The organism is Anaeromyxobacter dehalogenans 2CP-C, assembly GCF_000013385.1.
GTDB classification, from domain to species: domain Bacteria; phylum Myxococcota; class Myxococcia; order Myxococcales; family Anaeromyxobacteraceae; genus Anaeromyxobacter; species Anaeromyxobacter dehalogenans_B.
Genome location: NC_007760.1, coordinates 1919850 through 1940100, shown reverse-complemented (window position 1 = coordinate 1940100; position 20251 = coordinate 1919850). Strand labels below are relative to the sequence as shown.

The window sequence follows — 20251 nt, the reverse complement described above, 5'->3', positions numbered from 1 at the left end:
GCGCGGGGCCGGGCGACGCTATACTCCGGCGCGATGACGCCCCCCGCGCTCGACGCCCTGATCAACCTCCCCGTGGCCGCGCCGTTCGAGTTCGAGGCGAAGCTCGCCGAGCTGCCGCAGGTGACCGGCGATCCGAAGGCCGCGTTCGCGGAGCTGCGCCGGTACGTCGAGGACGTCCACCGGGCGGGGGCGAGCGGGCACACGGTGGTCCGCCTCCAGAGCGCCGCCATGGACCGGGTGGTGGGCGCGCTGTTGGACCGCGCGGTGGCGGAGGCGGGCCGGGCGCACGCGCCCTCGCCGGTCTCGCTGGTGGCGCTGGGCGGCTACGGCCGGCGCGAGCTGGCCCCGTTCAGCGACGTGGACCTGCTCGTGCTCCACGCGCCGGGGAAGCCGGACGCGTTCGTGAAGACCGCGGCGGAGCGCCTGGTCTACGCGCTCTGGGACCTGCGGCTCGAGGTCGGCTACGCGGTCCGCGACCTGAAGACCTGCGACCAGCTCGCCTCCGAGGACCACACCGCGCGCACCGCGCTGCTCGACCTCCGGTGGCTGGGCGGCGACCGCGACCTGTACCGCGAGCTGGAGCGCGAGGAGCTGCACGGGCTCTCCACCGCCAAGGTGGAGAAGTTCCTGCAGGACAAGCTCGACGAGATGCGCGGCCGCCGCGAGCGCTTCGGCGACTCGCTCTACCTGCTCGAGCCGAACGTGAAGGAGTCGGAGGGCGGGCTGCGGGATCTCCAGTCGGCGCTGTGGCTGGCGCGGGTGCGCTTCAAGGTCGCCGGGATCACCGAGCTGCTGTCGCGCGCGCTGCTGCCGGAGCGCGACATCCGGGAGATGCGCCGCGCCCGCGACTTCCTCTGGCGGGTGCGCAACGAGATGCACTACCTCGCCGGCCGCAAGTGGGACCAGCTCACGTTCGACGTGCAGCCGCAGGTGGCGGAGGCGATGGGCTACCGCGACCGCGAGGGCGCGAGCGGGGTCGAGGAGTTCATGCGCCACTACTACCTGGCCGCGAAGGCGGTGCTGGTGGCGTGCGACGCGATCGTGGACCGGTGCCTGGAGACGCAGACCGCCACCGGCTGGCGCATGGTGCCGCCGCCCGCCGCCACCATCGGCGCGGAGCGGCCGGTGCCGGTGCTGCAGGGGCAGCCCACCCGCGCCGCGGACCGGTTCCTGCCCGGCGGCGAGCTGAAGGTGTTCCGCGGCCGGCTCACCGTCTCGGACAAGGACGTGCTGCGCCGCTCGCCCGCCGCGCTGGTGCGCCTGTTCGCGGCGGCGGACCGGGAGCAGCTCGACCTGTACCCGTACGCGCGGGACCTGGCCGCGCAGGTCGCCGAGGAGCTGCCGCTCGAGGCGGCCGCCGACCCGGAGCTGAACCAGGAGCTGCTGGCGTGCTTCACGCGGCCCGGGACCCGCGGCCGGTTCCTCACGCAGCTGCACGAGCTGGGCGTGCTGCCCAAGGTGCTGCCCGAGTTCGCGCGGATCACCGCCCGCCGGCAGATCGACGTCTACCACGTGTACACGGTGGACGTTCACTCCCTGTTCGCGGTGCGCCGCCTGTTCGCGCTCCGCTGCGGGGACGTGAAGGAGCCGGTGCTGGGCGAGCTCATGCAGGCCCAGGCGCGGCCGCTCGCGCTGTACCTCGGCACGCTGTTCCACGACATCGGCAAGGGCGCCGGCAAGGACCACTCGGTGCGCGGCGCGGAGATTGCCGCCGAGGCCTGCGTGCGGATGGGCGTGGACCCGGCCGACGCCGCCGACATCGAGTGGCTGGTGCTGAAGCACCTGCGGATGTCCGCCATCGCGCAGCGGCGCGATCTCTCGGATCCCGATCTCATCCACGCGTTCGCGGAGGAGGTCGGCACGCTCGACCGGCTGGAGAAGCTGTACCTGCTCACCTACGCGGACATGGCCACGGTCGGCCCGCGCACCTGGACCGAGTGGAAGGCGCGGCTGCTGCTCGAGCTGTTCGGGAAGACGCGCGAGGTCCTGCAGCGCGGGGAGCGCCGCCCCGAGCCCGGGACCGCCGAGGCCGCCGGGCGGACGCGGGTGGCCGGCGCGCTCGCCGCCAGCCCGCGCCACGCGTCGGAGGACGACCGGCGGCGCTTCGTCGCCGCCATGCCGGCGCGGTACTTCCTCACCGCGGGGCCCGAGGAGGCGCCGCACCACCTGCGCCTGCTCCAGCTCGGCCGCGACCGGGTGATCGCCGGGGCGCTCCGCCACCGGCGCGACCTGGGGGTGACCGAGCTGGCGCTCACCGCCCGCGATCGCCCCGGCCTGCTCGCCACCGTGGCGGGCGTGCTGGCGGCCCACCGCATCGACATCCAGCACGCCGAGGTCTTCTCCAGCTCGCCCGATCCGGCGGCGGCCGGCTGGCTGGCCGGCCGGGCGCTCGACGTGTTCGAGCTGCGCGGGCCGGACGACGGGCCGGTCGAGCCGGCGCGGTGGCGCGCCGCGCGGCGCGACCTGGCGCGCGTGCTCGCGGGCGAGGAGCCGCTCGACGCCCTGATGACCCGGCGCCTGCGCGCCTCCACGGTCGCCGCGAAGCCGCTCCCGCGCGTGCCCACCAAGATCGTGATCGACAACCACAGCGCCCGGGCCCACAGCGTGGTGGACGTCTTCACCGCCGACCGCGTCGGCCTGCTGCACACCGTCGCCCGCACGTTCTTCGAGCTGGGCGTGTCGGTGGACCTGGCGCGCATCGCGACCGAGGGCCACCGGGCGGCCGACGCGTTCTACGTCCGCACGGCCGACGGCCGGCCGCTGGAGGGCGCGCAGGCCGAGCGCGTGGTCGCCGCGCTGGAGGCCGCGCTCGCCCGCGCCGACTGATCGCGTTTCACGGTCCGTTCCTCCGCACCCGCCGCAGCGCGCCGCTCCGCGTGCGCGCCGCGCACCCGCGACGCACGCCCGGCGGCCGCACGGCCCGCGCCACGGGCCGGACCCGGCGGGACCTCCGAGAAAGGTTCGGGATGGCGCGCCCTTGTCCAGCCAGCCGGGCATGGACACCATGTTGCGCGGCGGTCGGGGTGGGGGAAGGGAAGCAAGCCTCGCATGGAACGCTTCGTCCGGATCGGGGTCGTGACCGCCTGGCCGGAGGAGGACTGGCACAGCAAGCGCCTGCTCGCTGCGTGTGCCCGGTGGGGCGAGGCGGTGGTGATCGATCCGTCGGCGATGGCGGCCGGCGTGGGGGCGGAAGGCGTGGGCGTCTCGCTCGGCACCATGCGGATGGAGGAGGTGGACGCGTTCGTGCTCGCGCGCGGCCTCGGGCGGGCCGGCGATCCGGACGCGCAGTTCGAGATCTACCGCGCGATGGAGGGAGCCGGCGCGGTGGTGGTGAACCGGATCGAGGCGCTGCTCGCGGCGCAGGACAAGTTCCGCAGCTCGTGGCTGCTGGTCCGCGCCGGGGTGCCGACGCCGCCGGCGGCGGTGGCCCAGGCGCCGGCGGGCGCGGAGCGCGCGCTGGAGCGGCTCGGCGAGTCGGTGGTGAAGCCGCTGGCGGGCTCGCTCGGCGAGGGCGTGGAGCGCGTCCGCCCGGATCGGGCGGGGAGGGACCGCGTCCGGGAGCGGGCGGGGAGGGACGGCGCCGTCTACCTCCAGGCGTACGTCCCGCACCCGGGTCGCGACCTGCGCGTGTTCGTGGTCGGGGGCGCGACGCGGGCGGCGATGGTGCGGCACGCGCCGGAGGGCGAGTGGCGCACGAACGTGGGCGGCGGCGGGCGGGTGGAGGCGGTGGACTGCCCCGTGGCGGTGCGCGCGGTGGCGGAGGCGGCGGCGGGCGCGCTGGAGCTGGACTACGCCGGCGTGGACCTCGTCATGGGCGACGAGGGCCCGACGGTCATCGAGGTGAACGGGAACCCGAGCTGGCAGGGGATCCTCGAGGCGACCGGCCTCGACATGGCGGAGGCGATCGCCGAGCACGTGCTCGCCCGGGCCCTGCGCCGGCGGAAGACCAGCGACCACATTGTGCGTGAACGGACGGGGGCGACACATGGCTGAAGAGAAGAAGGGCGGCAGCAAGGGGGCGATGACGGTCTCTGAGGCCGGTCGCAAGGGCGGGGTGCGGGTCCGTGAGACGCGCGGCCGCAAGTTCTACGAGGAGATCGGGAAGAAGGGCGGCGAGACGGTGAAGGCCGAGCGCGGCCGCAAGTTCTACGAGGAGATCGGGAAGAAGGGCGGCGACACCGTGAAGGCCGAGCGCGGGCCGCGCTTCTACGAGGAGATCGGGAAGAAGGGCGGCGAGACCATCAAGGCAGAGCGCGGGACGCCCTTCTACGAGGAGATCGGCCGGAAGGGCGGGCACAAGGTCCGCGAGCTGATCGAGAAGGGGAAGGCCGGCACCGAGGAGGAGGCGGGGAAGGGCGAGGGCATGGGGGACGATCGCTAGCACGCGGACGGGAGGGGGACGGGAATGGCGGATCACGAGGAGAAGGTCGGGCGGGGCGAGCCGGACGAGGGCCGGCGCGGCATGACGGTCTCGGAGGCGGGCCGCAAGGGCGGCATCGCCGTGCGCGACGAGCGCGGGCACGCCTTCTACGAGGAGATCGGGAAGAAGGGCGGGCAGAAGGTCCGCGAGCTGATCGAGCGCGGGAAGAGCCGCAGCTGACGAGGGTCCGTTCGCGCCGCGGACGCCCGCCCGCCGTACCGGGTGGGCGCCCGCGGTGCGCGCCTCCGCCGCGGCGCTTGGGGAGCCGGCGGAAAGCTGCTAGATCGCGGGCTCATGCCGGCCGCGCCCATCGTCGAGATCGATCCCCTCCACCCGCAGCCGCGCGTGATCGAGCGCGCCGTCTCGGCGCTCTCGTCCGGCGGCGTGATCGCGTACCCCACCGACACGTTCTACGGCATCGGCTGCGACCTGTTCGACAAGCGCGCCATCGAGCGCATCTACCAGCTGAAGCAGCTCCCGCGCACCCACGAGCTGGCGTTCATCTGCCAGGACCTGGCCGAGATCTCGCGCTACGCCATCGTGGACAACGCCGCCTACCGGGTGCTGCGGCGCAAGGTGCCCGGGCCGTTCACGTTCATCCTGCCCGCCACCCGCCTCGTGCCGGAGCTGGTGCTGCGCCGGCAGAAGACGGTCGGCATCCGCATCCCGGACAGCCCCATCGCGCTCGAGCTGGTGCGCCGGCTCGGCCACCCGCTCATCTCCACCTCGGCGGCGCGGCCCGACGGCGACGTCCTCATCGACGCGCGCGACATCAAGGAGGAGCTGGGCCACGGGCTCGACCTCATCCTGGACGCGGGGTTCCGCCCGGCCGAGCCGTCGTCGGTGATCGACCTCTCCGGCCCGGAGCCGGTGGTGGTCCGCGTCGGCAAGGGCGACGTCTCCGACCTGATGGAGTGACGCCGGCGTTGCTCCGCGAACTGGACGCGGGGCGGCGCGGCGCTATCGTCGGCGCGATGTCCGCGCTGGAGCCCGCCCTCGACCTGTTCCTCGCCCACGTGCGCGTGGAGAAGGGGCTGGCCGAGAACAGCGTCGAGGCCTACGGCCGCGACCTGCGCCGCTACCTCGAGCACCTGGACGAGCTCGGGGTGGACGCCTGGGAGCGGGTGGGCCGCTCCGAGATCCAGGCCCACCTCGCCGAGCTGGTCCGCCGCGGCCTGTCGCCGCGCTCGCAGGCCCGGGCGCTCTCCGCCATCCGCTCGCTGCACCGGCTCCTCGCCGCCGAGCGCGTCACCTCCGCCGACCCGTCCGACGAGATCGAGTCGCCGCGCCCCGGGCGCCGCCTGCCGGGCCTGCTCTCGCACGACGAGGTGGACCGGCTGCTGGCCGCGCCCGACGTGCGCAGCGCCGCCGGGATCCGCGACCGCGCCATGCTGGAGCTGCTCTACGCTACCGGGCTGCGCGTCTCCGAGCTCGTCTCGCTCCAGCTGAACGACGTGAACCTCGAGACCCGGGTGCTCGTCGCCCGCGGCAAGGGCGACAAGGAGCGGATCGTGCCGGTGGGCGCGCCCGCCGCCGACGCGGTGAAGGCCTACCTGGCGGTCGCGCGGGAGCGGCTGCTCCACGGCCGCCGCTCGAAGGACCTGTTCGTCACGCCCCGCGGCGGCCGGATGACGCGGCAGGGGTTCGCGAAGATCCTGGACCGCTGCGCCCGGCGCGCGGGCATCCGCCGGCGCATCTCGCCGCACAAGCTGCGCCACTCGTTCGCCACCCACCTGCTGGAGGGGGGCGCCGACCTGCGCGCGGTCCAGGAGATGCTGGGCCACGCCGACGTCTCCACGACCCAGATCTACACCCACGTGGACCGCACCCACGTGAAGCGGCTCTACGACCGCTTCCACCCCCGCGCCTGAGCCGCGCCACGCCCCCCGGGCGGAATCGGCGCGCCCCGGCGGTTTCGAGGGGAGCGGGCCGCGGCCCGGGCGCGTCCGGCGGCCGCCGAGCGCGTTGACCGCCCGGCGCCACGCTGCTAAAGAACCGCTTTCCTGTTCGGGGCTTACGTTTGCCGTCCTTCAACATCGCTCATGCGGTTGCCGCCCTCATTCCCCTGATCCTGTCGCTTTCCGTGCACGAGTACGCGCACGCGTGGAGCGCTCAGAAGCTCGGGGACGATACGGCCAGCCGCGCCGGCCGGCTGACGCTGAACCCGCTCTCGCACATCGACCCCTTCGGCACGCTCGTGCTGCCGCTCATCCTCTTGATCTCCGGCACGGGGTTCATGTTCGGGTGGGCCAAGCCCGTCCCGGTGAACCCGGCGCGCTTCCGGCGCGGAGTGCACATGGGGCGCGGCATGGCCTGGACGGCGGGGGCGGGCCCGCTCTCCAACCTCCTGCTGTCCCTGCTCGCGGCGGTGACGTTCGGCCTCCTCGGGCGGTACGCGCCCGCCACCCTGGCGTCCGGCGGCGGGGTGCGCGAGCTGCTCGAGAACGTCCTGGTGGTCAACCTCGCGCTCGCCCTGTTCAACCTGATCCCGGTGCCGCCGCTCGACGGAAGCCGGATCGTGGACGGCTACATGCCGCTCCGCTTCCGGGCGGGGTGGGAACGGGTGACGGCGCTGGCGCCGTTCCTGCTGCTCGCCGTGTTCATCTTCGGCGGACGCCTGATCGCCGGCCCGTTCTCCTACCTGTTCGGCCTGCTCGCGAACCTCGTCAACTTCATCAGCGCGGCCTAGGCCGCGGGATCGGCAACATGTCGGAAGCGAAGCGCCCCATCATCGTCAGCGGCATGCGGCCCACCGGCCGCCTCCACCTCGGCCACCTGCACGGCGCGCTCGCGAACTGGGTCAAGCTCCAGGACGACAACGAGTGCTTCTTCTTCAGCGCGGACTGGCACGCGCTCACCACGAACTACCACGACACCTCGGTCATCAAGCAGGCCGAGCGCGAGATGTTCGTGGACTTCATCGCCGCGGGCATCGACACGTCCAAGGCGACGCTGTTCATCCAGAGCCGGGTGAAGCAGCACGCCGAGCTGAACCTGCTGCTCGGGATGATCACCCCGCTCGGCTGGCTGGAGCGCTCGCCCACGTACAAGGAGCAGCGGGAGAACATCACCGACCGCGACCTCGCCCTGTACGGCTTTCTCGGCTACCCGGTGCTGATGACCGCGGACATCATCCTGTACAAGGCGACGCGCGTGCCGGTGGGCGTGGACCAGGTCCCGCACCTGGAGCTGTCGCGCGAGATCGTCCGGAAGTTCAACTTCCACTACGGCGAGGTGTTCCCCGAGCCGCAGCCGCTGCTCACCGCGGCGCCCAAGATCCTGGGCACCGACGGCCGGAAGATGTCGAAGAGCTACGGCAACACCATCGACCTCGGCGAGAGCGCCGAGTCCACGCAGAAGAAGATCATGGGCATGGTCACCGACCCGGCCCGCAAGCGGCGGCAGGACCCGGGCAACCCGGACGTCTGCGGCGTCTTCTACCTGCACAAGGTGACGAGCGACGCCGAGACGGTCGCCTGGGTGGACCAGAACTGCCGCACCGCCGGGATCGGCTGCGTGGACTGCAAGAAGAAGCTGCTCGAGCGGCTGCTGCCGCAGCAGGAGGAGATGCGCGCGCGCCGCGAGGCGCTGCTCGCGAAGCCGAAGGACCTCGACGATCTCGTGCAGCTCGGGAACGAGAAGGCGCGCGCCGCGGCCGAGGCGAACATGGTCCAGGTCCGCGCCGCGATGAAGCTCGAGTAGGACCCACCACGGGGGGCGGTCCGCCGGGATGGCCAGGAACACCGACACGGACGCCGGGCTCGGCGCGGACTCGCCGCGGGCCGGCGACGCCGACGCCGACGCGCGCGCCGCGGCGGACGCGTTCCGGGTCACGCTCCCGCCGCTCCGCGCGGGCCAGCCGCCGTTCGAGGGGCCGCTCGACCTCATCCTGCACCTCGTGAAGGAGCACGAGGTCGATCTCTTCGACATCCCCATCGCGCGCATCACCGAGAGCTACCTCGCCACGCTGGAGGCGCTGCGCGAGCTCGACATCGACATCGCCGGCGAGTTCCTGCACATGGCGGCGCAGCTCCTGCTCATGAAGAGCAAGCTGCTGCTGCCGCGCACCGAGGTGGCCGAGGACGCGCCCGGCCCCGAGGACGCCGGGGTGGACCCGCGCGCCGAGCTGGTGCGGCGGCTGCTCGAGTACCAGAAGTACAAGGCGGCCGGCGAGGAGCTGGGCGGGCGCGACATCCTCGATCGCACCGTGTTCACCCGGCGCGTCCGGGCCGAGCGCCCCGCGGCGCCGGAGGGGCCGGAGGGGCTCGCCGACGTCTCGGTGTTCAAGCTCATCCAGGCGCTCGACCGCGCCATCGCGCACGCGCGGCCGGAGCACTCGCACGAGGTGATCACCGACCGGCTCACCATCAGCGACGCCATCTCGCGCGTCGCCGACGTGCTGCGCCTGCGGCGCCGCGCCACCTTCGAGGAGCTGCTCGCCGGCCCCGCCGAGAGCCGGAACACCAAGGCGAACGTGATCTCCACGTTCCTCGCCATCCTCGAGATGGCGAAGCTGAAGCTCATCCGCATCTACCAGGCCGCGCTGGAAGAGGCCGGCCCCGGGGCGGAGATCCTCGTCGAGGCGAAGGACACCCTCGGCGACGACGTGACCCTGGGAGAGGAGGACTACCGATGACCGAGCCCACCGACCGGCCGACCGCCGCGGAGGACGTGCCCGCGCAGGACGGCGCGGGGCCGGAGGGCTCCGCCGCGGCGCCCGAGGGCGCGGTGCCCGAGACCGCGGCGGCCGCGTCGCCGCCGGAGGCCGCCCCGGCCGAGGATGCGCCGGCGCCGGAGACGGCCGCCGCCCCCGAGGCGGCGCCCGCGCCGTCGGTCTCGGCGGCCGAGCTGGACGCGCTCCAGGCCGCCGAGGAGGCGAAGCAGGGCGACCCCGCGCTGGACGAGGTGGAGTCGGCCGACATCGACGTCGCCGACGACAAGGAGCTGCCGTTCGAGAAGCTGGCCGCGGCGGCGCGGCGGCTCAGCGCCGACCGGGTCCGCACCGTGGTGGAGACGCTCCTGTTCCTGGCCGAGCGCCCGCTGACGGTGGAGGAGATGCGGGCCGCGAGCGGCGTGGACGTGGAGCGGCTGGAGAAGGCGCTCGACAAGCTCTCCGGCCACTACCGCGAGGGCCCGTGCGGCATCGTGCTGCACGAGGTGGCCGGCGGCTGGCAGCTGCGCACCTCGCCGGACAACTCCGACTTCGCGCGCCGCTTCCTCAAGGTGAAGCCGCAGCGGCTGACCCGGGCCGCGCTCGAGACGCTCGCCATCATCGCCTACCGGCAGCCGGTGACCCGCCCCGAGATCGAGGACATCCGCGGCGTGGACTGCGGCGCGGTGGTGAAGGCGCTGCTCGAGCGCAAGCTGGTCAAGATCCTCGGCAAGAAGGAGGAGCCGGGCCGGCCCATCCTGTACGGCACCACCCGCGAGTTCCTGGAGTTCTTCGCGCTGAAGGACCTCGCCTCGCTGCCGACGCTGCGCGAGTTCCACGAGCTGTCGGAGGAGCACCGCGACATCGTGGAGAAGGAGACCCCGGCGGAGCAGGCGCCGGGGATCGAGGGCATCGTGGCGGAGCTCTCGGACGAGAAGCTCCGCGCCGAGCTGGAGGCGAAGCGCGCCGAGAGCGACGCGGCGCTCGACGAGCTGGAGCAGGCGATGGCCGCGGCGGACGAGAAGGCGCGCGCGGCCGAGGCCGCGCTCGCCGAGAAGAAGCGGGTGGACGAGGCCGAGGCGCGGGCCGACGCCGAGCCCGGCCCTGGCCCGGCACCCGGCGGACCGCCCGCGGCGGGGAGCTAGCCCATGGCCGAGGAGCGGCTGCAGAAGTATCTGGCGGGGGCGGGCATCGCCTCGCGGCGCAAGGCGGAGGCGCTCATCAGCGCCGGGCGGGTGCGCGTCAACCAGCGCACGGTGACCGAGCTGGGCACCAAGGTGGATCCGGGGCGCGATCTCGTCACGGTGGACGGCGCGCTGGTCTCGCAGCCGGACCAGCGCAGCTACTACCTGCTCTACAAGCCCTCCGGCTGCGTCACCACCGCCTCGGATCCGCAGGGCCGCCCCACCGCCATGGAGTACCTGCGCGGCGTGCCGGGGCGGCCGTTCCCGGTGGGCCGGCTCGACTACGACGCCGAGGGCGCGCTGCTGCTCACCGACGACGGCGAGCTGGCGAACCGCCTGGCGCACCCGCGCTACGGCCACCAGCGCGTCTACCTGGTCAAGGTGAAGGGCGATCCGCCGGCGGAGGCGCTGGAGCGGATGAAGGCCGGCGTCCGCCTGGAGGACGGCCCCGCGCGCGCGATCGAGGCGGCCGTCCACGATCACGCCGACCGCAACGTGTGGATCCGCGTGGTGGTGGGCGAGGGGCGCTTCCACCTGGTGAAGCGGCTCTGCGAGGCGGTGGGGCTGCAGGTGCAGCGCCTGTTCCGGCCGGAGTTCGGCGGCATCGGCGTCGGCGGGCTGCGGCCCGGCAAGTTCCGCCGGCTCCAGCCCGAGGAGGTGCGCGCGCTGCGGCAGCGGGTCGGGCTCGAGTCCGGCACGCCAGCCCGGGGGCCGTCGGTCCGCGAGCTCCCGAAGGCGGCCCGCCGCCACGGCCACGGGCCGCCGGCGGCGCCCGGCGCGGCCCCGGCGCCCGCCGAGCCGGGCTCGCCGGACGAGGTCGAGCCGCGCGGACGCGGCGCGCCGCGCGCCGGCGCGAGGCCCGCCGCGCCGCGCCCGGGCGGCCGCGCCTCCAGGCCCTCCCGGCCGTCGCGCCCCTCGCGGCCGGGCGGCGCCGGCGGCCGGCGCCGCTGAGCGCCCGGCGCGCCGCCGCGGGCGCCCGCGCTTGCGCGCGGCGGGCTTCGCGGCGAGCATGGCGCCCCGTGCCCCGCTCCCCCGCCGCCGCCGTCCTCGCAGGCCTCGCAGCCCTGGCTGCCCTCGCCGGCGCGGGCCCCGCCTGCCGCGGCGGCGGCGATCTCGCCTCGCCGGAGCCGGCGCGGCGCGCCGCGGCGGTCCGCGCGGCGGGCGCGCGCGGCGGCGCCGACGCGCTCGCCGCCCTGATGGTCGCGCAGCGCGACGGCAGCGCCGAGGTGCGCCGGGCGGCCGCCGAGGCGTTCGCGGCGCGCGGCGGGGCCGAGGGGGCCGAGGCGCTGGGGGCGCTCCTGGCGGATCCGGACGCGACGGTGGCGGCCGCGGCCGCGCGCGGGCTCGCCGGCATGCCGGACCAGCCGCGGGCGCGCGCCGCGCTGCGCGCGGCCTACGCGGACGCCTCGCCCGCCGGGCGCGCCGCCATCGCCGACGCGCTCGACGCGGTGGGCGTCTCGCTGCGCGAGGCGGTCGAGCAGGAGGCGCGCGCGCTCTGGGAGCGCAACCTGGCGGTCCTGGGCGGCCGCGGGGCGGCTCGCGCGGGCGCGGCGGAGGAGATCGGCGCGAGCGGCCGGGCCGAGGTGGTGGCGCGGCTCGCGCCGCTGCTCGACCCGGAGCGCAACCCGGACCGCGCGCTCGCCGCGGGCGCGGCGCGCGGGCTGGGCGAGGCGGGGGACTGGGCGGCGCGGCCGGCGCTCGAGGGGCTGCTGCGCTCGCCGGATCCGGAGCTGATCGAGGCCGGCGCGGGCGCGCTGGGCCGTCTCGGGGATCCCGGCGCGACCGCCGCGCTCGAGGCGGTGGCGCTCGCCTCGTCCGGGCGGATCGCGGCGGCGGCCGCGGACGCGCTCGCGGCGCTGCCGGAGGCGCTCGAGGTCGGGACGGCGCTCTGCGAGGTGGCGGTGCGGAGCGCGGATCCCGCCGTGGCGGCGCGCGCTGCGCGCGAGGTCCGGCTGCGCGAGACCGAGTGCCCGGCGCGCCCGTTCCTGGCGCGCGTGGGCCGGCCGGGGGCCGAGGCCGCCCTGGCGGCGCTCGGGGAGCTGGGGCTCACGGGCGCCGCGGCGGACGCGGCCGCGGCGCGCCTGCTCCCGCTCCTCGACCCCGCCCGCGGCGACGCCGGGCTGCGCGCCGCCGCCGCGCGCGCGCTGGCCCGGCTCGGCGCCCCGGCCTCCGCCGGCCCGGTCCGCGACCGCGCCGCGGCGCTGGCCGCGCGCCGGGCGGTCGCCCTGGGACGGCCGGCCGCGTCGCCGCTGCCCGCCGGCGCCGGGACCCCTGCGCCGCGCGCCGGGACGCGCCCGCCCACCGGCGACGCCGACGCGCGCGAGCTGGGGGCGCTGCTGGCCGCCGCCGGGACCCTGCGCGCGCCGGGCGCGGAGCCGCTCCTGCTCGAGGCGGTGCGCGATGCGCACCCGGCGGTGCGCACCGGCGCGATCGGCGGCCTGGCGGGGCTGGGCACCGACCCGGCGCTGCGGGCCGTGGCCGCCGCGCTCGAGGACGGCGCGCCGGAGGTGCGGCTCGCGGCCGCCGCGGCGCTGGGCCGGGCCGGGCCGCGCTCGGTGCCGGCGCTGGCGCGCGCGGCGGGGCAGGCGGCGCCCGACGACGGCGCCTGGCGCTCCGCGCTGGCGGCGGCGCTGGGCGACGCGGGCGGGGCGAACGCGGTGGCGCCGCTCACCGGGCTCCTCGGCGGCGCGTCCGCCCCGGCGGCGGCGTTCGCGCTCGGCAAGACCGGCGCGCCGGCCGCGGTGAAGCCGCTGGTGGACTGGCTGGCGCGCCCGGGCGCGCTCGCGGACGCCGAGGCGATCGAGGCGCTCGCGCAGCTCGCCGCCCGCGACGCCGGGCCGGCCATCGCCGCGCAGCTCACCGCGGATCGCGCGGAGGTGCGGGCGGTGGCGGCGCGGGCCATCGGCCGGCTCCGCCACGAGGCGGCCGCGCCGCGGCTGGAGGCGCTGCGGAGCGACTACCACGGGCGCGTGCGGCGCGCCGCGGTGGAGGCGCTGTCGCGGCTCCCGGCGGGCGCGCCGCGGATGCGGCGCTGAAGGCCTAGAGGGCGGCGGTCGGCGGCGCCGGCGTGGTGGGCAGCACCGGCGGCGACTGCTGGCCGAAGCGCGAGCGGAGCACCGCGCCGAAGGTGACGAGCCAGGTCGCGATCCAGACCAGCGCCCCGACGAACGGGAGGTGCGCGAGCACCACGAAGATGGCCGTGCCGAGCGCGAGCTGCAGCACCACCGTGCGGCGCTTCTCCGGCACCGGCAGCGCGCGCCCCACGTGGAAGGTGAGGGCGGTGACGCCGAGGACGCCGGCCGCGATCATCCCCAGGATCTGCACCGGGATGAGCAGGATGCCCACCACCGTGACGGCGAGCAGCACGAGCAGCACCGGCATGGCCACCGTCCCGAGGGTGCCGGCGAGCAGCGACTTGCCCGGGCTCGCGACCATGTAGCTCGCCACCGCCTCGAGGCGCCGCGGGAACAGCGCCAGCACCAGCAGGCCGAGCACGAACAGCACCACGAAGGAGATGAGCGCCTCGAGCACGGTCAGGATGGGCGACGCCTCGTGGAAGACGCTCGACGCGGTCCGGCCGAACACGCCCGGGATGCTGGGGAAGGGGATGGACTTGGTGTCGCCGCCCACCGTGGCGCTCGGGTCCACGATGACGCGGCCGCCGACGCTCGTCACGTCCTGCTCCACGGCCGCGCCGGGGCCGATCTCGACGTCGCCGCCCACCGCCACCACGTTGCGGGTGACCGCGCCGCCGGCCAGCTTGGCGGTGCCGAAGACCGCCGAGACGTCGCGGGCCGCGGCGCCGCGGTCGAGCTGCACGGAGCCGAACACCGCGGACACGTCGCGGGCCGCGGCGCCGCCCTGCACCTGCACGCTCCCGCGCACCACGTTCACGTCGCGCACCACCTCGCCGGCCCGGACCACCACGTCCTGCCCGGTGGACTGGCGATCGCGGCCGCCGCTCTCGTCCACGTCCTGCCCGGCGCGGCGCAGCTCGCGCTCGGCCTGGCGCAGCGCCTCCTCGGCGGAGCGGCGCGCGTCCTCGGCGAAGCCGGGCGGGAGCCGCACGCCGAAGCTCCGGCCGGCGCGGACGGTGATGAGCGAGCCGCTCCGGTCGGCGGAGAGCCCGGCCTGCACCAGCACCGCCTGCAGCGCCTCCTCCACCGGGATGTCCACGAAGTGGCCGCTCACCGTGCCGGCCGCCTCGTCGGGGATCACCACCGAGAGCCCGGCCGACTTGCAGATGACGCGGATCGCCTCGGCGACCGCGGTGTGATCGAAGTCGCCGGTGAACCGCTTGCCGGTGGGCTTGTCGAAGCCGGTGAGCGCGCCGGGCGCCACGGCCGGACGCGCGCCGCTCGGGGCGACCACCACCATGTCGCCGGTGCGGGTGGCGACGAGCTCGGTCCCGGACAGCGCGGCCCTGAGCGCGTCCTCCACCGGCACGTTGCGGAGCTTCAGGACCAGCAGCTTGTTGCCGGTGCGCCCGGTGTTCAGCACCACGTCCCAGCCGGCGGCGTTCGCGATCTCCTCGAGCGCGTCGTCGAGGGACGTCGTGTCGTCGAGCGTGACGCGCTTGCCGGAGGGCGCCGGCCACTCGCCCTGGAGCGCGGACGGCGGCGCGTGGCGCTGCGGCGGCGCGGGCGGGGCGGGGGGCGCGGGGGCGGCGGCCTCGGGCCGCGCGCGCGCCGCCGGCTTCTTCGGCGCCTGCGGCGCCGGGGCGGTCGCCTGCGCCTGCACGACCGGGGGCGGCGGTTCGGGGCTCTCGAGGGTGAGCGCGGCGAGGAGGAGGGCGAAGAGCATTCTGGCTCCGGTCAGGCGAGCTCTGCGCGCGCCGAGGGGATGAGGCGCGAGAGCGCGAACAGCAGCGGGACGGCGAGGGCGGTGCACGCGAGCGCGAGCGGGAAGCGGAGCGCCGAGAGCAGGGTCCCGGCCAGGCCGGCGCCGAGCCGCAGCACCTCGCCGGCCGAGCCGAGCCCGCCGGCGAGCCGGCTGGCGGCGGGCGCCCACGTGCCGGCCCCGGCGACCACCACGGTGACGCCGATGGCGACCAGCACGGCGGCGAGGATGGCGGCGGCGAAGCGCCGCTCGCGCCGGACCGCGCGCTCGCGGGCGTCGATGCGGGAGAGCACGCCGGCGGTGAAGTCGCGCGGCAGCTCCGGGACCTCCAGCGCGCCGAGCGCCTCGCCCAGCGCGTCGCCGAGCACGCGGTAGGACTCGGTGAGCGCCTGGCACTCCGCGCAGTCCCCGGCGTGCGCCAGGACCTCGTCGGCCTCGGCCTCGAGCAGCGTCCCGTCCACCAGGCGCTGGGCCTGGGCGTCGGTGAGGTGTCCGGTGAAGGTCGTCATGGCGTCGTCTCCGGGGCGTTCGCGTCGAGGGTCGCCTTGAGCCGCGCGCGGGCGCGGTGCAGCCAGGTCATCACGGTGCCGATGGGGACGTCCATGGCGGCGGCGATCTCCTTGTACGAGAGATGCTCGACGTGGAAGAGGTGCACGACCTCGCGGTAGTTGGCCGGCAGGGCCGCCACCGCGGCCTCGAGCGTGCGCGCCAGCTCGCGGCGCTCCAGCGCGTCGTCGCCGCGCGGCGCGTCCGGGTCGGCGAGGTCGCGCGGCGCGCCGTCCTCCGGAGCCGCGTCCAGCTCGACCCGCTGCGCCTGCGGCAGGCGGCGGCGGATCACGTCGAGGCAGTGGTTCCGCGCGATGCGGAGCAGCCAGGGCGCGAACGGCTGCGAGGGGTCGAACGCGGCCAGGCTCGCGTAGGCGCGGGCGAACGCCTCCTGCGCGGCGTCCTGCGCCTCGTCCTGGTCCCGCAGCAGCCGGACGCACAGCGCGAACACGGTGCGCTTGTGCAGGTCCACCAGCCGGGAGAAGGCCTGCCGGTCGCCTCGCGCGGCCGACCGCGTCCACGCGGCCTCGCCGGACAGTGAGGGACCCAACGAGCGCTCCTTCGCCGGACAGGTGAGCGCGAAAGCTAGATCGGGGAGTGCGGCCACCGCAACCATGCAGAACCTACGGAGAACGCCGGCTTCTATTTCGGCGGGGCGGGCGATCTCACGCCCCGTCGCATCCCATCCGGGATACGTCGGGGGAGGCGTGAAAAAACGCTGTTCTCCTCGGACCTTGGGCCTAGCCGATCAGCCCCAGCCGGTGCTCCAGGAGCAGGATGCCGAGCCCGGCCGCGACGGTCGCCGCGGTGACCACCGCGCCGACGCGGAAGAAGCGCCAGAAGCCGATGCGACCGCGGGAGCCGGCCAGCTCCAGCACGATGACGTTCGCGACCGAGCCGACGATGGTCAGGTTGCCCGCCAGCGTGGCGCACAGCGCGGTCGCCAGCCAGAGCAGGGTGGGGTCGGCGAGGCGGGGGATCCACTCGCCGGCCAGGATGACGAACGGGACGTTCGAGACCACCTGCGACGCGGCGATCGAGAACAGCCCGAACACGGCCGACTGGCGCGCCGGGTCGGCCCCGAGGAGCGGGGCCACCGCCTGGTACATCCGCTCGGTCACGCCGGCGCGCCCGATGCCCGCCACCACCACGAACAGCCCGGCGAAGAACACGAGCAGCGGCCAGTCCACCCGCTGCAGCGCCTCCCGCGGCGCTCGCCCGGCGATCGCCATGCACAGCGCCGCCGCGAAGAGCGCGGTCCAGGCGAGCTCGAGGCCGAGCAGGAACCCGGTCACGGCCAGCGCCAGCGCGCCGAGCGCCTTCGCGAGCAGCGCCCGGTCCACCGCCGGCGCCGCCGGGCGGCCGCCGGCGAGCGGGCCGCGGGGCAGGGCGCGGCGGAACAGCGCGTGGAGCAGCGCCGCGACCAGCAGGAGCGACGCGAGCGCCGGCAGCGCCAGCGCCGCGGCGAAGCGGCCGTAGCCGATCCCCGAGAGCGTCCCGACGATCATGTTCTGCGGGTTGCCGGTGAGCGTGGCCGCCGAGCCCGCGTTCGACCCGAACGCGACCGCCAGCAGGTACGGCAGCGGCGGCAGGTCCGCGTCGTCCACCATCCGCAGCACGAGCGGCGTCATCATGAGGCACACGGTGTCGTTCACCAGCAGCGCCGACAGCGCACCCGCAGTGAACACCACGCCCCAGAGGAGCGTCCGCGGCGTGCCGGCCGCGCGCAGCACCCTCCAGCTCGCCCACCGGAAGAACCCCGCCTCGCCCAGGTAGGCGGTCAGGACCATCATCCCGAGGAGCAGGCCCAGCGTCTCGCCGTTCACCGCGGCGCCGCCCTCCGCCGGCGTCAGCACGCCCAGGGCGACCATCAGCACCGCGCCGAGCAGGGCGGCCGCGGGGCGATCGAGCGAGAGGTACGGGAAGCGCCCGGCGGCGACGGCCACGTACGTGAGGGCGAAGACGGCGACGGCGGCGATCACCCGCGCCTTGTAGCACGCCCCGGGGAGGGGGCGGCCGTCCCAGCCCACGCACCGCTTAACGCCGCGGCGCCGCCGGACTACATTGCGCCGATGCCGGCGGATCTCCCCATCGTGCTGGACGGCAGCGCCGGCGAGGGCGGCGGCCAGATCCTGCGCACCGCGCTCGCGCTGTCGGCGGTCACCGGGCGGCCGTTCACCATCGAGCGCATCCGCGAGAACCGGCTCAAGCCGGGGCTGCGTCCGCAGCACCGCGAGGCGGCGCGCGCCACCGCGCGCATCGTCGAGGCGGAGCTCGCCGGCGACGAGGTCGGCTCGAGCGCGCTCGAGTTCCGGCCGCGCCACGCGCCGCGCGCCGGCGACTGGGCGTTCGACATCGGGACGGCCGGCTCGACGCCGCTCCTGTTCCAGACGGTGTGCTGGCCGCTCGCGCTGGCGGGCGCGCCGTCCACGCTGACGCTGCGCGGCGGCACGCACCAGGACCACGCGCCCACGTTCCACTACCTGGCGCTGGTGTGGGCGCCGGCGGTGGCGCGGCTCGGCTTCCGCTTCGGCCTGGAGCTGCAGGCGGCCGGCTTCTACCCGGAGGGCGGGGGCGAGATGACGGCCCGCATCGAGCCGGCGCACCCCATGCCGCCGCTCGACCTGCGCCACCGCGGCACGCTGCAGGACGTCGAGGTGGTGTCGATGGTGGGCGGGCTCGGGTTCGAGGTCGCGGAGCGGCAGGCCGCGCGCGCGCTGCGCGGCCTGCGCGACGCGGGGATCTCCGCGGAGGCCGAGCGCGTCCCGGTGCCCTCGCGCGCCTCGCGCGGCGGGCACGTGCTGCTGGTCTCCACCTTCGAGCGGACCCGCGCCGGCCACGGCGCGGTGAGCGCGCGCGAGCGGACGCCGGAGGAGGTCGCCGATCTCGCGGTGGGCGGCCTGCGCGATCACCTCCGCGGCGGCGCCGCGGTGGACCTGCACCTCGGCGATCAGCTGCTCCTGCCGGCCGCGCTCGCCGCGGCCGGGATCCTGCCCGCCGCCCCCGGCGTCGTGCCGGTGACCCGCTACAGCGTCGCCGCGATCACCCGGCACCTCACCACCAACGCCGAGGTGATCCGCCGGTTCCTCGACGTGGAGATCGCGGTGGACGGGCGCGAGGACCAGGAGGGCGAGGTGCGGGTCCAGCCGCCCGGCGCGCGCGGCGAGGTGGTGCCGATCGGCCGGTGAGCGCTACAGCCAGCGCTTCCGCCGGAACACCGCGTACATCGCGACCGGCATCGCCACCATCGACAGGAGCACCAGCGGCACCGCCACCCGCGGTGGCAGGATGTCGAGGTTCATGCCGAAGAACGTGCCGATGAAGTTGAGGGGCAGGAAGATGGTCGAGATGAGCGTCAGGCGCGTCATCACCGAGGAGAGCCGGTTGTTGGTGGACGAGAGGTAGGCGTCCATCGCCGAGGCGAGCAGGTCGCGCCCGGTGTCGATCTCCTCGGTGAGCCGCACCGCGTGGTCCACCACGTCGCGGAAGTAGACGGCAGTCTGGTCGCGCACGAGCGCCTGGCCGGGCCGCGCCAGCGTGGCGAACACCTCGCGCTGCGGCGCGAAGCGCTTGCGGAGCATCACGTGCTGCCGCCGCGCCGTCAGGACGCGGTCGAGCAGCTCCTCGTCGCTCTCGTCCCGGCGCTCCGAGAGCACCGACTCGGCCAGCTCCTCCACGTCCGCGGTGAGCGCGTCCACCAGCGTGAAGTGCGCGTCGGTGATGGCGTCGTGGACGAGGTACAGCGCGAAGTCCACCCCGCGCGCGAGCAGCTCCGGCTCGGAGGCGCACCGCTCGAACGCCCGGTCCACCTCGGCGATGCGCGCCGAGTGCACCGTGACGAGCGCCTCGGCGGTGAGGAACGCGTCCACCTCGTAGGTGACGAGCTCGGAGTCGTCCGGCGCGGGCGAGATGCGGTGGACGACCGTGAACAGGTTGTCGGTGTACTGCTCCAGCTTGACGCGCTGGTCCTCGTGCGCCGCGTCCTCGAGCGCGAGCGGGTGGAAGCGGAACCGCGCGGCCAGGAACGCCATGTTCTCCGGCGTGGGGGCGAGGTCGATCCACACCGGCGCGCCCGGCCCGGCCAGCTCCTCCCCGCCGGACCGCACCTGCCCGCCCTCGAACCGGAGCACCCGCATCCCGGGAGCGTATCACCGGGCGGCCGCGCGGCGTGGCGCGCCCGCGGCCGGGGTGATATCGGTCGGCCCGTGCCGTCCCGCTGGCTCGTCCCGCTCTCCCTCTGCGCCGCGCTCGCCTGCGCCGGGCCCGGCGCCCGCGCCCCGGCGCCGCCCCCGGCCGGCCTCGACGAGGCCGCCGCCCGCGAGGTGCTGCGGCGCTTCGCCGACGCGCTGGGCGAGCGGCGCTGGCCGGACGCGCACGCGCTCCTCTCGGCGCGCTGGCAGGGGGCCTACACCCCGGCGCGCCTCGCCACCGACGCCGCCGGCGCCGGGCCGGCCGGGAGGGAGGCGGCCGAGCGCGTGCGGGCGCTGCTCGGCCAGGGGGCGGCGCTGCGGGACGTGGGGGGCGCCCGGGTGCTGGACGTGGGCGGGGGACGGCGCGCCGTGGTGGTCGCCGAGGGTGGGCGGTGGCGGGTGGACGCGCTGGAGTGAGCGG

General features: G+C 76.0%; 19 protein-coding genes. 14 read left to right on the top strand and 5 right to left on the bottom strand.

Going from position 1 to position 20251, the window contains the following annotated elements; translation table 11 throughout:
• Positions 1–33: 33 nt before the first annotated feature.
• The 12 genes from glnD (at position 34) to ADEH_RS08730 (ending at position 13290) form a co-directional block, all read left to right on the top strand.
• A complete protein-coding gene (gene glnD / locus ADEH_RS08785) occupies positions 34–2826 on the top strand; it encodes a [protein-PII] uridylyltransferase (protein ID WP_011420748.1) in 2793 nt (930 codons plus the stop codon).
• A gap of 222 nt (positions 2827–3048) precedes the next feature.
• A complete protein-coding gene (locus tag ADEH_RS08780) occupies positions 3049–3993 on the top strand; it encodes an ATP-grasp domain-containing protein (RefSeq protein WP_011420747.1) in 945 nt (314 codons plus the stop codon).
• On the top strand, positions 3986–4381 hold the full coding sequence (locus ADEH_RS08775) for a general stress protein (RefSeq protein WP_011420746.1): 396 nt from the start codon (positions 3986–3988) through the stop codon (positions 4379–4381). Before ADEH_RS08780 ends, ADEH_RS08775 begins: the two co-directional genes overlap by 8 nt.
• Before the next feature lie 24 nt (positions 4382–4405).
• Positions 4406–4600 carry a hypothetical protein gene (locus ADEH_RS08770; protein ID WP_011420745.1) on the top strand — a complete coding sequence of 65 codons (195 nt, stop codon included), beginning with the start codon at positions 4406–4408 and terminating at the stop codon, positions 4598–4600.
• A 114-nt stretch (positions 4601–4714) separates the two neighbouring features.
• Positions 4715–5338 carry an L-threonylcarbamoyladenylate synthase gene (locus ADEH_RS08765; protein ID WP_041453438.1) on the top strand — a complete coding sequence of 208 codons (624 nt, stop codon included), beginning with the start codon at positions 4715–4717 and terminating at the stop codon, positions 5336–5338.
• 56 nt (positions 5339–5394) lie between these two features.
• Entirely contained in the window at positions 5395–6291 is an 897-nt protein-coding gene (xerD, locus tag ADEH_RS08760; protein ID WP_041453437.1) for a site-specific tyrosine recombinase XerD, read from the top strand.
• 212 nt (positions 6292–6503) lie between these two features.
• Positions 6504–7109: a site-2 protease family protein gene (locus ADEH_RS08755; RefSeq protein WP_232287457.1), complete on the top strand. Its 606-nt coding sequence runs from the start codon at positions 6504–6506 to the stop codon at positions 7107–7109.
• Positions 7110–7126: 17 nt separating this feature from the next.
• A complete protein-coding gene (trpS, locus tag ADEH_RS08750) occupies positions 7127–8122 on the top strand; it encodes a tryptophan--tRNA ligase (protein ID WP_011420741.1) in 996 nt (331 codons plus the stop codon).
• Between the two features lie 28 nt (positions 8123–8150).
• Positions 8151–9056 carry a segregation and condensation protein A gene (locus ADEH_RS08745; RefSeq protein WP_011420740.1) on the top strand — a complete coding sequence of 302 codons (906 nt, stop codon included), beginning with the start codon at positions 8151–8153 and terminating at the stop codon, positions 9054–9056.
• On the top strand, positions 9053–10216 hold the full coding sequence (scpB, locus tag ADEH_RS08740; protein WP_011420739.1) for an SMC-Scp complex subunit ScpB: 1164 nt from the start codon (positions 9053–9055) through the stop codon (positions 10214–10216). The genes ADEH_RS08745 and scpB overlap by 4 nt, the downstream gene beginning before the upstream one ends.
• A 3-nt stretch (positions 10217–10219) precedes the next feature.
• Complete coding sequence (locus ADEH_RS08735) at positions 10220–11206, top strand: pseudouridine synthase (protein ID WP_011420738.1); 987 nt, start codon at positions 10220–10222, stop codon at positions 11204–11206.
• 68 nt (positions 11207–11274) lie between these two features.
• Entirely contained in the window at positions 11275–13290 is a 2016-nt protein-coding gene (locus ADEH_RS08730) for a HEAT repeat domain-containing protein (protein WP_041453436.1), read from the top strand.
• Between the two features lie 4 nt (positions 13291–13294).
• On the opposite strand, the gene ADEH_RS08725 is transcribed toward ADEH_RS08730, so the two are convergent.
• The 4 genes from ADEH_RS08725 to ADEH_RS08710 all read right to left on the bottom strand — a co-directional run bounded on the left by ADEH_RS08725 (position 13295) and on the right by ADEH_RS08710 (position 17670).
• Positions 13295–15058 (bottom strand): STN domain-containing protein, encoded by a 1764-nt coding sequence (locus ADEH_RS08725; RefSeq protein WP_011420736.1) that lies wholly within the window; start codon positions 15056–15058, stop codon positions 13295–13297.
• A gap of 11 nt (positions 15059–15069) precedes the next feature.
• Positions 15070–15603, bottom strand: a complete 534-nt coding sequence (locus tag ADEH_RS08720) for an anti-sigma factor family protein (protein ID WP_011420735.1) — start codon at positions 15601–15603, stop codon at positions 15070–15072.
• Positions 15600–16190, bottom strand: a complete 591-nt coding sequence (locus tag ADEH_RS08715) for an RNA polymerase sigma factor (protein WP_041453435.1) — start codon at positions 16188–16190, stop codon at positions 15600–15602. Before ADEH_RS08715 ends, ADEH_RS08720 begins: the two co-directional genes overlap by 4 nt.
• Positions 16191–16380: 190 nt before the next feature.
• Entirely contained in the window at positions 16381–17670 is a 1290-nt protein-coding gene (locus ADEH_RS08710) for an SLC13 family permease (protein ID WP_041453434.1), read from the bottom strand.
• A 42-nt stretch (positions 17671–17712) separates the two neighbouring features.
• On the opposite strand from ADEH_RS08710, the gene rtcA reads away from it, so the two are divergent.
• Positions 17713–18828 (top strand): RNA 3'-terminal phosphate cyclase, encoded by a 1116-nt coding sequence (gene rtcA / locus ADEH_RS08705; RefSeq protein ID WP_011420732.1) that lies wholly within the window; start codon positions 17713–17715, stop codon positions 18826–18828.
• Positions 18829–18831: 3 nt separating this feature from the next.
• On the opposite strand, the gene ADEH_RS08700 is transcribed toward rtcA, so the two are convergent.
• Positions 18832–19776 carry a magnesium transporter CorA family protein gene (locus tag ADEH_RS08700; RefSeq protein WP_011420731.1) on the bottom strand — a complete coding sequence of 315 codons (945 nt, stop codon included), beginning with the start codon at positions 19774–19776 and terminating at the stop codon, positions 18832–18834.
• Between the two features lie 69 nt (positions 19777–19845).
• On the opposite strand from ADEH_RS08700, the gene ADEH_RS08695 reads away from it, so the two are divergent.
• Entirely contained in the window at positions 19846–20247 is a 402-nt protein-coding gene (locus ADEH_RS08695; RefSeq protein ID WP_041453433.1) for a hypothetical protein, read from the top strand.
• Positions 20248–20251: the final 4 nt, after the last annotated feature.